Annotated in this window: 12 protein-coding genes; 7 read left to right on the plus strand and 5 right to left on the minus strand. The window is 59.2% G+C overall.

Annotated features, from left to right (window positions below):
- Positions 1–128 precede the first annotated feature (128 nt).
- The gene (locus K6T25_RS14220; protein WP_222915200.1) at positions 129–287 is read right to left on the minus strand and encodes a hypothetical protein; all 159 of its coding nucleotides are present in this window, start codon (positions 285–287) and stop codon (positions 129–131) included.
- A gap of 249 nt (positions 288–536) precedes the next feature.
- Here K6T25_RS14220 and K6T25_RS14225 point away from each other — a divergent pair, with 249 nt between their 5' ends.
- From K6T25_RS14225 to K6T25_RS14250, 6 genes are read left to right on the plus strand one after another with little or no spacing between them, the layout of a single operon-like run.
- A complete protein-coding gene (locus K6T25_RS14225) occupies positions 537–1,145 on the plus strand; it encodes a hypothetical protein (RefSeq protein WP_222915202.1) in 609 nt (202 codons plus the stop codon).
- Between the two features lie 59 nt (positions 1,146–1,204).
- Positions 1,205–2,707, plus strand: a complete 1,503-nt coding sequence (locus K6T25_RS14230) for a type I restriction-modification system subunit M (RefSeq protein ID WP_222915205.1) — start codon at positions 1,205–1,207, stop codon at positions 2,705–2,707.
- On the plus strand, positions 2,700–4,043 hold the full coding sequence (locus K6T25_RS14235; protein WP_222915207.1) for a restriction endonuclease subunit S: 1,344 nt from the start codon (positions 2,700–2,702) through the stop codon (positions 4,041–4,043). Before K6T25_RS14230 ends, K6T25_RS14235 begins: the two co-directional genes overlap by 8 nt.
- Positions 4,036–4,371 (plus strand): hypothetical protein, encoded by a 336-nt coding sequence (locus K6T25_RS14240; RefSeq protein ID WP_222915209.1) that lies wholly within the window; start codon positions 4,036–4,038, stop codon positions 4,369–4,371. Before K6T25_RS14235 ends, K6T25_RS14240 begins: the two co-directional genes overlap by 8 nt.
- Complete coding sequence (locus tag K6T25_RS14245; RefSeq protein WP_222915211.1) at positions 4,371–7,331, plus strand: type I restriction endonuclease subunit R; 2,961 nt, start codon at positions 4,371–4,373, stop codon at positions 7,329–7,331. Before K6T25_RS14240 ends, K6T25_RS14245 begins: the two co-directional genes overlap by 1 nt.
- On the plus strand, positions 7,324–8,046 hold the full coding sequence (locus K6T25_RS14250; protein WP_222915213.1) for a M48 family metallopeptidase: 723 nt from the start codon (positions 7,324–7,326) through the stop codon (positions 8,044–8,046). Before K6T25_RS14245 ends, K6T25_RS14250 begins: the two co-directional genes overlap by 8 nt.
- Positions 8,047–9,148: 1,102 nt before the next feature.
- Here K6T25_RS14250 and K6T25_RS14255 read toward each other — a convergent pair.
- Positions 9,149–9,895, minus strand: a complete 747-nt coding sequence (locus K6T25_RS14255; RefSeq protein ID WP_222915215.1) for a hypothetical protein — start codon at positions 9,893–9,895, stop codon at positions 9,149–9,151.
- Positions 9,896–9,954: 59 nt separating this feature from the next.
- Here K6T25_RS14255 and K6T25_RS14260 point away from each other — a divergent pair, with 59 nt between their 5' ends.
- Positions 9,955–10,173, plus strand: coding sequence for a hypothetical protein (locus K6T25_RS14260; protein WP_222915217.1), 219 nt, complete (start codon positions 9,955–9,957; stop codon positions 10,171–10,173).
- Between the two features lie 23 nt (positions 10,174–10,196).
- Here K6T25_RS14260 and K6T25_RS14265 read toward each other — a convergent pair whose 3' ends face one another.
- From K6T25_RS14265 to K6T25_RS14275, 3 genes are all read right to left on the minus strand, one after another.
- A complete protein-coding gene (locus tag K6T25_RS14265; RefSeq protein ID WP_425600884.1) occupies positions 10,197–10,793 on the minus strand; it encodes a uracil-DNA glycosylase in 597 nt (198 codons plus the stop codon).
- Positions 10,794–10,898: 105 nt separating this feature from the next.
- Positions 10,899–12,773 (minus strand): Glu-tRNA(Gln) amidotransferase subunit GatE, encoded by a 1,875-nt coding sequence (gatE, locus tag K6T25_RS14270; protein WP_222915220.1) that lies wholly within the window; start codon positions 12,771–12,773, stop codon positions 10,899–10,901.
- Positions 12,774–12,874: 101 nt separating this feature from the next.
- A complete protein-coding gene (locus tag K6T25_RS14275; RefSeq protein WP_222915221.1) occupies positions 12,875–13,042 on the minus strand; it encodes an HVO_2901 family zinc finger protein in 168 nt (55 codons plus the stop codon).
- Positions 13,043–13,171 lie beyond the last annotated feature (129 nt).

The following is a 13,171-nucleotide window of genomic DNA, read 5'->3' on the forward strand; positions in this document are numbered from 1 at the left end:
GCCGGCTCGATGCGTTAAACAATGTTAGTTTAACCCGTTGGTGTTCCCGATACGGACACCAGCGGGGATTTTTGTCTTTATTAAGAAACTACTGTTCAACGCGCTCGATGCAGTATTGTCCACAGAGACTATCCAAAGATCGCCTCAACAACGCCGACCCAAAATGCAGTCCCGAAGCCAGATACGATGAACATGCCAAGTTCCATTTGTCCTCCTATGACGAGTTTGATCACCTGAATCAGCAGGTAGAACGGCCCGAGGAAGAAGACAGTCGCTACTTCATTCATCAGAGATCACCCCAACTTCCGCAATCTCTTGAATCAGTGTACATCTGCTTGATGAACTTGCTACGCTACGCCGCCGGATTTCGCCTTTGAATTTGCCAAACATCCGCGTCTCTGACCAGTACCTACAGACCCATAACAATCTGAGACAGTTAATTTTATTTATAATTCGCAGACCGGTCTGCAAATCTCCTGATAGGGGACAAAACCCTTGCAGAGGCATCTGCACATCTTATACAGACCTATCAAGACATGGCAAAACAACTTAAATCACTTAACCAACAGTTCAACAGGGCCGATCAGGAGACAAAGAGAGAGATCGGTGAGTATGTCCACCAGAACCCGGGGAGATGGATTCCAAAAGAGGAATTGGTTGAAGTCGCCGGAATCGATGAGAGCGGAGTAAGTCGGCACATTGAATCACTCCATGAAGAAGAATACGTACTCTCGAAAATGGACGATGGGCAACGGCATGTTCAATGGAATGGCCGTGGTGCTGGTGGTCTTGAATATTGGATACGTCAGATCATCCCTCCGCAAGTTCGGGCAGCCAGTAGTGAATTGCGACCGCTACTGACCTTGGAAACTCTTGGAGGTGCGTATCTCCCGACTATCCTATTTGGAGTGTTCGTAATCCTCGGACTGCTTTGCGGCGTTTTTGCTGTTATTATCTCCTTCACCCCGAGCGGCTCATTGTTTGGATTCAATGCAAAGCAAATCGTGTTTCTCGCTGGATCCTCGACTATCTTCGCTGCTGCCTTTTTTGTAGCAATTCCAATAGCCAAACTCATCGACGCAGGGGTTGGGCGGATCTGGAACATAATGACTGGTGAACCAGAATCAGATGGCCAAGAGGAGTAGGAACTGTACGTAATCTCATCACCAGAGAGAATATAATCACAGGGTGGCAGGAACTCGGTATGCCAATCTCTGTGGATGAACTCGAATCTCATCTGTTCAAATGCGCGGACATAATCCGTGACGCCGTTGACCCGACAGACTACAAGGAGTACATCCTCCCGCTCGTCTATTACAAGTCGATCTCTGACGAGTTCAAGAAGCAATACGAACAGAACGTGGAAGAGTACGGTGAAGACTTTGCCCGGCGTCAGAATCTCTACGATATTCCTGTTGTCCCTGAGGGCGATCTGTGGAAGGACATTCGCGCTGTCAGCGACAACGTTGACCAAGCACTCAACGAGGCGTTCGACGCACTCGCCGATGAGAACCCCGAACTGAAGGGCGTCTTCCGGGCTGACTACATCGACGCCGATGCGCTCGATGATGATCGTCTCGGGCGGCTGGTGGAACACTTGGACACCTACGACCTTGACCGCGACAGCGTGCCGCCGGACATGCTCGGTGAGGCGTACATGGACTTGGTGCGCCACTTCGCGGAGGAGGAAGGCAAGTCCGGTGGACAGTTCTTCACACCGCCGCACATCGTCAACCTCTGCGTCCGCCTCGTCGATAATTTCGAGGACGGGATGACGTTCCACGACCCGACTGTCGGCTCAGGGGGTATGCTCATTGAGGCGGCGCGGTACTACCGTGAGGAGCAGGGTGGTGATCCGACGAAACTCACCTTCTCCGGGCAGGAGATCAACCCAGACATTGCGGCGATCGCGAAGATGAACCTCTCCATCCACGGCCTCGATGGTGAGATACAGCGCGAAGATTCACTCTCCAAGCCTGCGTTCACGAACGACGAGGAGAACGAACTCACACGCTTCGACCGAGTGCTGGCGAACTTCCCGTTCTCCGCTGATTGGGACAAGGATGGGCTTCAGGACGACCCGTATGACCGCTTCGACTGGCACGAGAAACTACCCCGTGCCGACCGTGGCGACTACGCCTTCATTATGCATATGGCGAAGCAGTTGAAGCGTCCCGACCTCGATGAGGCGGGCGGCAAGGCCGCTATCGTCATTCCCCACGGCGTATTGTTCCGTAAGCACGAGCAAAGGTATCGGAAGCCGATGCTGGAAAACGATATGGTGGAGGCCATCGTCGGGCTTCCCGAGAACCTGTTTCAGAACAACTCGATTCCCTCCGCCGTCCTCGTGTTGAATACGGACAAGCCCGCCGAACGCAAGGGTGAGGTACAATTCATCCACGCCGCAGATGAGGCGTTCTACGAGGAACTGTCGAACCAGAACGAACTCACCGAGGACGGCCTTGATCACATCGTTGGGAACTTCCGCAAATGGGCAACCGAAGAGCGAGTGAGCCGAACCGTGTCGCTGGACGAGATTCGAGAGAACGACTACAATCTCAACATTGCGCTGTACGTCGATACCACGGAGCCGGAGGAAGATATTGACGTGGAGGAGGAACTGGCGAAGTTACGCGAGTTGCAAGCCGAACGTGACGAGATTGAGGCGACGATGAACGAGCATATGGAGGCTTTGAATTATGAGTGAGGAGGCAACTCTTGACGAATTCGCCGAACCTGCGCATTCAGGTGACTCTCAAGAGCGCCAAGAGACTCCGATTGGTGAACTGCCGACGAATTGGGGGGTGGAATGGTTGAAAGATGTGGTCAAAATCAACCCTGATGGCTTCTCTGAGGATGATTGGCCGTCAGAGATGTTCGAGTATATCTCGCTCTCAGAGGCATCTGATGGAGAAATAGAAGAAAGTCAAACGACTCCTGTTGAAGACGCCCCGAGTCGGGCACAACGGACAGTTCAGGAGGGTGATATTCTTGTGGGGACTGTTCGCCCAAAACAGAGAAGCCACGGCTTCGTTAGCGAAGAACACGCTGAGAAGATATGTTCGTCTGGCTTTGGTGTTCTACGGCCTGGAACACGGCTTAATTCCCGCTATCTCCTTCAAGAAGTCCTCTCGAATCGGTTTTTCTCTCAGATGGAGGCGTATGTTGCAGGGTCAGGCTACCCTGCTGTCAAAATCAGCGACCTGAAGAAACATCGAGTTGCTATCCCACCACTCCCCGAGCAACGCAAAATCACCACCGTACTCTACACGATTGATCGGGCGATTGAGAAGACTGAGGAATTGGTGAACCAGACTGAACGAGTGAAAACGGGTTTGACTCAAGATCTTCTCAAGCGTGGAATCAATAATCAGCAGATGGTCGAAACCGATTCTCGATTCGGATCATTGCCTGAGACTTGGGAATTACGGCCGCTGAAGGAGGTTAGTGAGATTGCGGGAAGGACTGCACCTGAAAAGGATGATACTGAGTGTTGGGGTGGTGATATTCCGTGGGCCACCCCGAGTGAGATCACGTCGTTGGTGGGCCAGACAATTGATGACACCGAGGAACAACTAACGGAATTGGCCTTGGATAAGGTTTCTTCCAACCTCTTGCCACCAATGTCTGTGCTGATGACAACACGAGCGACAATCGGTGAGTGTGCTGTCAACACAGTCGAAATGACGACAAATCAAGGATTCAAGAATATCATCCCCGGAAAAAGGCTTGATACTTGGTACACCTACTATCGCTTGGATTACGAGAAAGACTACTTAGCAAGTCTCTCAAAAGGTAGTACATTCCCTGAAGTTGGGAAGGACACCGTAGAGAACTTCGTAATTCCAATTCCCCCATTAGAGGAACAACGTAAGATTGGAGAAAAACTTCGGTCTGTGGACGAGCAAATTCTGTCATATAAAGAGAACAAGTCACAGTACGAACGCCTCAAACGCGGTCTAATGCAAGACCTCCTCTCGGGAACAGTCCGCACAACCGACACTAACATAGAGGTTCCCGAGGAGATCGCGCAGTATGGTTAGTGACCAAGGCCTGAGTTACGCTATTGGTAATCTCCTCGCTGGTCCGAGCCAATGGAAAAGAATGTATTCCACAGGTGCCACGGTCGCTTTCATTACCAATGTTCTACTTGCGTATTTGAATGTACTACCACCACTATATTCTGATTCAAGTTCACGACTGGCTAATGCACTCGGAGTTCTTTTCTTGGAACTTGCTAACGCGATGATGCCTCTAATCGCTCTTGCACTTGATAGGCCAGGAAAAGCCGTACTAACAGCAGTACTGTACGTGATTGTTGGGCTGGCAGTTTGGACGATGAAATACGAGTCCGCAACCAGAGGGTACTAATGGTCAGTATTCCATCCGAGGGCGGCGTCGAACGCTCGCTTCTCTCGTGGCTCGACGGCGTCGGATGGGAAACTCACGGGCAGGACGGCGACCGTGGCGCGAACGTTCTCGATGAAGCCTACGAACGCGATAGCCACGAAGTCATCTACTGGAACCTCCTTGCCGAGCAGGTCGTCGCGCTCAACGATGCCGTCACCGAGGACAACGTCGAGAAGTTCATCTCCTCATTGAAGCGCGACCTCGATGCGGAGAACCTTATGGACGGCAACCGTGAGTTCCACCGTCTCCTCACTAAGGGCAAGACATTCTCCGTCCAACACGACGACGGGACGACCGAGACGATCTACGTTGACCTGATCGACTACGAGAACCCCGAGAACAATCGCTTCCACGCGGTGAATCAGTTCTCCGTTTCCCGCGAGACGACCATCCGGCCCGACGTGAATCTGTTCGTCAACGGGATTCCGCTCGTGACGATGGAACTCAAGAGCCGGGCACAAGATAACGACTGGCACGACGCCGTCCGCGACCTCAAAGACTACGAGGAAGACGTTCCCCGGCTGTTCGTACCCGGTCTGTTCAACATCGCCGCCGACACGATGGAACTCCGCTACGGCGCGGTCGGCGCACCGAAGGAGTTCTACGAGCCGTGGAAGGACGCTCCCGAGGTGTACAAGGACGACAATACGATGCGGCAGGCGGTAAAGGCGATCTGCAACCCCGAGACGCTCCTCGATCTGCTGAAGCACTTCGTCTTCTACGAGCGACGGGCCGGTGGTGACGCGAAGATCGTCCCCCGGTACATGCAGTACTACGCGGTCAACGAGATTCTCAACCGCGTCGATGAGGCGGAACACAAGCGCGGACTCATCTGGCACACACAAGGGTCGGGCAAGTCCTTCACGATGCTGTACGCCGCCGAGAATCTTCTCTCACGTCCAACAGTTGCCCGTAACCCGCAGGTGTTCGTCATCGTGGACACGGACAAACTCAACAGCCAGATGCGGGACCAACTGGCGAACCTCTCGCTTGATCGGTGGACGGAAGCCGAGAGTATCGATCACCTGCAACGACTCATCGAGCAGGGGCAGAGCGAACTGGTTCTCACGACCATCCAGAAGTTCGAGAGCGTTGACCCGGACGTGCAGGGCAACGACGAGGTGATCGTCATGTCCGACGAGGCGCACCGCTTCATGGAGGCCGACCTCGGAAGCCGACTCGATGCGGCGTTGCCTGACTGTTACCACTTCGGCTTCACCGGAACTCCCGTCCGAGAGGGAGAACGCGAGAAGGACAAGAACACGTTCCGCGAGTTCTCCCCCGAGGGTGAGGACTACCTCCACCGCTACTCCGTGAAGCAAGGCATCGAGGACGGCCTGATTCTTCCCGTGTACTTCACGCTCCGTCACGAGATGGAGTGGGAGATCGATGAGGCGGGACTCGATGAGGAGTTCGAGCAGGAGTTCCGCGGCATGACGAGCGACGAGAAGCGGGAGTTCATCCGCGACAACGTGAACGCGACGACGCTCGCGGAGATCGAACCGCGTGTTGATCGCGCCGTCGATGAGATCGACCAACACTACGACGAACACGTTGACCCCAACGGATGGAAGGGAATGGTCGTCACTCCGAGTCGGCGGTCGGCGGCGCTCTATGGGGAACGACTCATCGAGCGGCGGGGTGAGGAGGAAGTAGAAGTTCTGTACACTTCGACCAAGGACGACCCGGATCTGATACAGCAGTTCCACACCGACTCAGAGGAGCGCGACAGCATCGTGAAGGCGTTCAATCAGGAGGAGAACCCGAATCTCCTCGTTGTCCACAACATGCTCCTGACCGGCTTCGATGCGCCGGTGCTGAAAACGATGTACCTCGACCGCAACCTGAAGAACCACAATCTCATGCAGGCCATCGCCCGGACGAACCGGCCTGCCGCCGGGAAGGAGAACGGCGAGATCGTTGACTTCCAAGGCGTGTTCGAGAACATCGATGAAGCGTTGGACTACGATGCCGAGACGAAGGCATACGCTGCCCGCGACAAGGACGAACTGTTCGACGAACTCGTAGACCAGTTGGAGTCGGTGATGAGCATCTTCGACGGAATTCCGAAGGACAACACGCAGGAAGCGACCTACGATGCGGTCAACCGCGTGAGTACCCATCCCGAACGGCGCGAGTTCAAGCAGCGGTTCCGTCGGCTCCAGAATCTCTACGAGGCAGTTGCACCGGATGGGCGGCTCGTGAAGGAAGGCATCGAGCGTGACTACAAGTGGCTGAGCCGAATCCATGTCGCGTTCAAGCGGACGACCTCCGGTGACGACGACCCTGAGGAGGATATGCGTGAGAAGACGCGCGACATTATCAGCAACAACGTCGAAATCACGGAGATCAAGCGCGACTTCCCGACGTACAAACTCGGGGAAGAGTTCCTCGAGGACGTTGAGGGGCTGGACAATCCCGGCGTGAAGGCATCACAGATCGCTCACGCTACACGGGAACATCTTCACCCACGGGAGAATCAGAATCCCCGCTATAAGCGGTTGAGTGAGCGCGTAACCGATATTGTTGGACGGTGGCAGGGGGACGAAATGAGCGACCCCGAGGCGGTTGAGGCACTCAAATCCGTTGAGGAGGAACTACTGTCGGTCGAAGAAGACGCTGAGGAGCAAGGAATGGATGATGCGGAGTTCGCCATCTACACGCACCTCACAGAGGAAACGCCGGAGGCGGTGGATTCAGACGATCACGCCGAAGAAGTTGCTGAGGAGATCGTCTCTCAGTTCCGCGACCGAGTTGACCGCGATTACTACGGATGGAAGACCAACCAACAGACTATCGCGGAGATCGAACGCATCCTGCTGGATGTTCTGGTCGTGAACCACGACCTCGGACACCTCATCCAAGGTGACGATGAGTTCGTGGATGACGTTCGGAACTACCTCATCGAGAACGATGGCTAACTCCCCTGTCCACGAGATCGACCTGCTCGGGGAGTCCGTGGAGTACGAGGTTCGGTACAGCCCGGACGCGACGGAACCCCGCCTCGATGTGGACATTCACGGTGTGACAGTAACCCTTCCTGAGTCCACGGAATCAACTCCCACAGAACTGCTTCAGGAGAACGCTGTATGGGTGACGGAGAAGAAGCGACGGTACGACTCGTTCCGTGAGCAGATCCCAGAGCGTCGCTTCATCGAGGGCGAGGACTTCCCATACCTCGGAGAGGATCGAGAGGTCATTGTCGAACGCCGGCCTTCCTCGGAGGTTGACGAGGAGACGTTCAGACTGGCGGAGCATCACGTCGAGGACACATCGCTGAAGCGGGCACTCGAATCGCTCTACCGAAGGAAAGCCCGTGAGAGATTTGAGAGTCGGGCAGAGTCGTTCGCTGTGGAGATGGGCGTCTCCTATGAGCAAATCGAGGTACGCAATCAGCGGACGAAGTGGGGTTCTTGTTCGACCTCTGGTACGCTCGGCCTGAACTGGCGACTGATGATGGCTCCTCCCGAGATCATCGACTACATCGTTGTTCACGAACTGGCACACCTTCGAGAATCAAGCCACGGCGACAAGTTTTGGTCACTTGTGGGCGAGTATGATCCAGAATACAAGGATCACGCTCAATGGCTGGAACAAAACAGCACGAAGTTGATGTTCTCTGAAGACGACCTATGAGGCCCATGTTCCTCTCAGAACGGAACAACGCATCGAGCGGGCGTGGATCGGCGTAGCACCGATAATCAAACATTTGTAAAATTCTCTTTTTCCGGCCCCGGCCACACGCGGGCACACGCATCGTCACACGCGCGCGGCCGCCCGCCCTGCTGTGCTGTTGCTGTTGCTGTGCTGTTGCTGTTGCTGTGCTGTTGCTGTAGGTGGTAAGTGTATAGTTCGGTAAGAAAACACGCTCGATGTACTGTTACCGTTAAGAGATCAGTATATAGTTGATCTCAAGATATAGTAGATAATTCGTAGTGTTTCAAACACGCTCGATGCATTGTAACCTTCAGCAGATCAGTTGAAGGTCAGTACCTTGGGGTATCTCCAGAGGAGTAGTCCGTTTGAGTATGGGAAGTGAGATACCATAGATAACGGAGGGACACACAAACAACTGTAGTCCAACCCAAGGCGCTTCACGGTGGTGCAGAGACGTTTCTTATCAGATTAAGTAGTGTGTATCTCGAAAGATCAAAAACGGATTGTGAGCCATCTCTGAGGGCCTGAGTGAGAGCGGCCGAATGGCGCAGAAGAATTTTACAATTGTCCAATTAAGGAGTTGGAACATTACCCGGAATTCTGACCGCGCATATATGTAAGCCGGTGCGCGAAAATGCCGGTCTGAGACTGGGGTTTGCGGGTTGCGGGCGAAGTTTTTGGGCGTCTTGGAGGTCGAGGAATGTGCGTAAATGGAGGCTCGATGCGGTTAGACAGTAGGGCGACAAATGACCGTCAAGACAATATCGTAGATGGCGCTTTGCCGAACAGATCTATCTGGCAGCATCAGTTCTTTTCACAGAGTCGATTAAACTCAGGATCGATTTACGTTGTTCCACGTAACCGTTGGTTTTATGTGGGAATCTGAAGATAGTTGTAGGTAGAAGGCCTGTTTCGGGGACTCACCGAGGCGAACCATTCAGAGTGCGCCATCTGCTTTCAAGGCAGACGCAATAGGCCACTCTGCCACCCCACCACGGAGTCACCTTTCGCGGTCGGCGTCTAAGAGCTACCGGTCCACTGCGGAGCGACGATCCCGGACCAGCGTCGGCTTCGGCTCCGCTCACTCGTCGAGGACGACCGCGCCGTCGCGCACGCGCAGGCCGTGCTCGTGGACGAACGTCGCCGTGTGTTCGGGGACGACGCGCTCGGTCTCGATTCGACCCCACAGCACCGGCAGGAGGTCACGCAGGTCCGCGGCCGTGTCGACGCCGACGTGCATCGGGAGGAACTCGACGCGGTGGCCGGCGTCGTTCGCGCGGTCGACAAGCGTCTCCAGCTCCGCCGTCTCGAAGGCGGCCTCGTAGTCGACGGGGGCGGTGAAGCCCGCGTAGTACGTCCGACCGCGGGTCGAGGGCCCGAGGACGGTCTGGTTGCCGCGGAGCTTCATCGCCGCCGAGTCGATCACGGTGCGGGTGAGCAACGGCGCGGTCCCCCGCGTGACGGCGACGGAGTCGACGCCTTCCTCGCGCAGCAGGTGCGTGGCCGTGTTGCCCGCGCGCGCCGAGAGCGTCGAGCCGACCTGCGGCTCGAATCGCGCCTCGGTCACATCTTCCAGTGCGTCGCCCGCGAGCGCGCGCAGTTGGGCCTCGCTGGCGGTGTCGCTGACGTACTCGTCGGGGAGGAGGTCGTCGGGACGGAAGTTGACGAGCAGGTCGCCGCCGGAGCGCTCGACGGCGCGGAACGTGTCCTTGAGAACCGCGGCGTACAGGTCGGCCGCGTCCGCGGCCGACAGCGGCGTCGTCTCGACGAGTTCGGGCAAGGCGAGTCCGGGGCGTGGCGGGTCCGCGAGGACGGCAACGACGGTCATACTCCGCAATCGGGCGGCACGGGCAAAGGGGTTATCACACGTCCCGACGCAGGCGAGGCATGGAGTTCACCGCGTCGTTGGTCCGCATGGGGTCGCTGCTGTCGGTGCTCACCGCCGCCGCCGCCGTCGCGTTCCTGCTCGCGACCGGGGGCGCCGTGCGCGACGTTCCGACGGTCGGCCTGGTCGCGACGGCGGGGCTGCTCGTCGTCGCCACCCTCGCGGCCGTCGCGTGGGGGCGTCGGTCCGCCCGTGTTCCGTGGGAGACGCCGTACTGGTAATACGGAGAGGCGACCGGAGGTCGTCAGCGACTCCGGCGACCCTTGGTCTGCCGGTAGTCGCGCGAGAAGACGTTCTCGCGGACGTGCTCGAGGAACGCGTCCGCGTCGGCGTCGGTGAGGTCGTCGAGGTCCTTCATCGGGAGTAACTCGAACCCGCGACCGCGGACGGTGGTCGCGTGTTCGGCATCGGCGTCGAAAGAGTCGGGCGCGCGGGTGGTGTACTCGAGGGCCAACGCCTCCAGCGCGCGCTGGCCGACCGGGACGATCAGCTCGGGGTTGATCATCCGCACCTCGGCGTTGAGGAACGGCTCGCAGTTGCGCTCCTCCCCGTCGGTCGGGCGTCGGTCGGGGTGCCGACAGCGCGTGAGGTAGGTCGTATAGACGTTCTGGAGGTCGGGCTCGTCGGAGTCGGGCGGCGAGCGCGAGAGGCCCAACTCGCCGAGCACGCGCTGGATCCGTCGCCCCGCCCCGTCGCCGGTGAAGGGGACGCCCGTGCGCTCGGCGCTCTCGGTCGGCGCCTCCCCGAGGAACAGGATCTCCGCCTCGGCGTCGCCGTAGCCGTGGACGACGCGCTCGCGACAGTCGACGAGCGCGGGACAGTGCTGGCAGTCGGTGTCCATCCCGTAGGGGTTCGACAACTCCTCTTGATGCGGCACTATGTCCCCATCCGATCCGGGCGAGAATAACAGTGCGGGTCGACACCGGTGGCAGTCACCCGCCCCGGCTCAGGCCCGCTTCTGGATCTCCTCGCGCAACACGTCGCTGACGACCTCGCCGTCGGCCTTCCCGCGCAGCGCTCCCATCGCCTCGCCCATCAGGCCCGAGAAGGCACCCATGCCCTCGGCCTCGACCTGCTCGGCGTTACGATCCACAACCTCCGCAACCGCCTCGCGCACCTCGTCCTCGTCGACGCCCGAGAGGCCGGCCTCCTCGACGGCCTCCTCGGCGGCGAGGTCGGGCTGCTCCGCGAGCACGGTCAACACGTCGCTGACGCCCTCCTTCGCGAGGTCGCCCCCATCGATGAGCGTGAACACTCCGCGCAGGTGGTCGTCGGTCAGCTTCTCCACGGGCACGTCGTGGCGACTGAGTTCGGTGAGCGTGGACTCCAGCGTCGTCGCCGCGAACGTGGGATCGACGCCGTCGGCGACGACCTCCTCGAACAGCGGCATCCGGTGGCCGTAGGCGACCTGTTCTGCCAAGCCGGCGCCCAGGCCGTGTTCCTCCTGATAGCGCTCGACTTTCTCCGTGAGCAGTTCGGGCGTCTCGACCTCGCTGGGGTCCGGCTCGACCGGCGGCACGTCCGTCTCGGGGTACAGCCGCGCGGCGCCGGGGAGCGGCCGGAGGTAGCGCGTGGTGCCGTCGTCGTTGGCGCCGCGCGTCTCCTCGGGGACGCCCTCGATGGCCGTCTCCGCGCGCTCGGCGGCCGCGTCGATCGCGAGGTCGGCGGTCTCGGTGTCGTCGGCGACGAGCGCGACCGCGTCGCCCTCGTTCGCGTCGACCGCCTCGCGGAGCGCCTCGACCTCCGCCTCGGTGACGCCGTAGGCCGGGAGTTCGTCCGTGTGGAAGATGCCGCCGGCACCGTGGCGTTTCGCGTGGTCGGACAGTTCGGTGCCGAGGCGCCGGTCGGGGGCGATCTCCGTCCCGACGAGACCGTCGAAGCCCGCCAACCGGACCGCGCGGACGACACCGCCCGAGTCCAGCGCGCCGGCGATGACGCCCGAGTCGGTGTCCGCGAAGGTGTCGGTCACGTCGACGGGGTCGCCGACGGCGGCGTCTCGCTCGTCGAGTTCGGCGGCGATGTCGACCAGCTCCTTCTGTCTCCTGACCTCCGTCTCGACGATCTCGTCGATCTGGTCGAGCGCCTGCACGCCCTTGATCTCGACGCGCGCTCCCGCCGCGATGGAGACGTTCACGTCCTGCCGAATGGTGCCGAGGCCGCGTTTCACCGTCCCCGTGGACCGAAGCAGCATCCCGATGCGCTGGGCTGCCTCGCGAGCCTGTTCGGGCGTCGAGATGTCCGGCTTCGTGCCGATCTCGACGAGCGGGATGCCGAGTCGGTCCAGCGAGTAGCGAACCCCCTCCTCGGTCTCGTCGACGCGCTTCGCCGACTCCTCCTCAAGCATGAGGTCCTCGATCCCGACAGGGCCGTCGTCGGTCTCGATCTCGCCCTCCTGGGCGAGCAGCGTGGAGCGCTGGAAGCCCGAGGTGTTCGACCCGTCGATGACGATCTTGCGCATCACGTGCGCCTGATCGACCACGTCCATGTCGAGCAGGTCCGCGATCTGCATCGCCACCTCGAGCGCCTCCTCGTCCAACTCGTGGGGCGGTTCGTCGTCCTCCTCGACGAGACAGGTGCTGTCGTACCCGAGGTACTCGAAGGTCCGATCCACCTGCGACTCCTCCAGGGCCGCGTCGTCGATCTCTCCCAGCTCCGACTTCGTGGGGTGGAGATAGCGCGTGATCGTGCGCGCCGCGTCCTCGGGCTCGCGGAGCGTCGTCGGCGAATCGCAGAAGAGCTTCGTCGCCGTGTCGAGCTGCTGGTGGATCTCCAGCCCCGCGACGAGGCCGAGTTCCTCGGGGTCGAACGAGCGATCGGTCATTGCGCGGACCTGCGGCGGCCGGGGAGAAAAAAGGGTGTGAGTCGGTGCGGCCATCCGGCCGTCCTCACAGCCGTGGTCGCGGCGGCGGCGCGCGGGTTCCGCTACTCGACGCGCTTGAGGCCATCCCCGAGCCCGCTCGCGTTACAGCCCTCCTCGGGACACGCGTAGTGCCAGCCGTCCTCGGTCGCACGTCCCTCCGGGAACTCCGCCCCGCATCGTCGACACCGCAGGAGATCCCGACCGGTCGCTCGCGCTGTGAGCTGAGGCATACCCGATATCTTCGAGCGGGAGGAATTGAACGTACCGGTCCGTTCCGGCGGTAGCCGGCCGGAAGCGGCCGTCTGGGAGATCGATAGCCGGCGCCGTGATCGCCGGCGACCCATCGTGGTCTCCCGTCG

It is taken from the genome of Halobaculum rubrum, from assembly GCF_019880225.1.
GTDB classification, from domain to species: Archaea; Halobacteriota; Halobacteria; order Halobacteriales; family Haloferacaceae; genus Halobaculum; species Halobaculum rubrum.

Excerpts from the sequence above, each read along its gene's own strand:
- K6T25_RS14220 (WP_222915200.1), bottom strand. The coding sequence starts at position 287 with ATGAATGAAGTAGCGACTGTCTTCTTCCTCGGGCCGTTCTACCTGCTG.
- K6T25_RS14225 (WP_222915202.1), top strand. The coding sequence starts at position 537 with ATGGCAAAACAACTTAAATCACTTAACCAACAGTTCAACAGGGCCGAT.
- K6T25_RS14230 (WP_222915205.1), top strand. The coding sequence starts at position 1,205 with ATGCCAATCTCTGTGGATGAACTCGAATCTCATCTGTTCAAATGCGCG.
- K6T25_RS14235 (WP_222915207.1), top strand. The coding sequence starts at position 2,700 with ATGAGTGAGGAGGCAACTCTTGACGAATTCGCCGAACCTGCGCATTCA.
- K6T25_RS14240 (WP_222915209.1), top strand. The coding sequence starts at position 4,036 with ATGGTTAGTGACCAAGGCCTGAGTTACGCTATTGGTAATCTCCTCGCT.
- K6T25_RS14245 (WP_222915211.1), top strand. The coding sequence starts at position 4,371 with ATGGTCAGTATTCCATCCGAGGGCGGCGTCGAACGCTCGCTTCTCTCG.
- K6T25_RS14250 (WP_222915213.1), top strand. The coding sequence starts at position 7,324 with ATGGCTAACTCCCCTGTCCACGAGATCGACCTGCTCGGGGAGTCCGTG.
- K6T25_RS14255 (WP_222915215.1), bottom strand. The coding sequence starts at position 9,895 with ATGACCGTCGTTGCCGTCCTCGCGGACCCGCCACGCCCCGGACTCGCC.
- K6T25_RS14260 (WP_222915217.1), top strand. The coding sequence starts at position 9,955 with ATGGAGTTCACCGCGTCGTTGGTCCGCATGGGGTCGCTGCTGTCGGTG.
- K6T25_RS14265 (WP_425600884.1), bottom strand. The coding sequence starts at position 10,793 with ATGGACACCGACTGCCAGCACTGTCCCGCGCTCGTCGACTGTCGCGAG.
- gatE (WP_222915220.1), bottom strand. The coding sequence starts at position 12,773 with ATGACCGATCGCTCGTTCGACCCCGAGGAACTCGGCCTCGTCGCGGGG.
- K6T25_RS14275 (WP_222915221.1), bottom strand. The coding sequence starts at position 13,042 with ATGCCTCAGCTCACAGCGCGAGCGACCGGTCGGGATCTCCTGCGGTGT.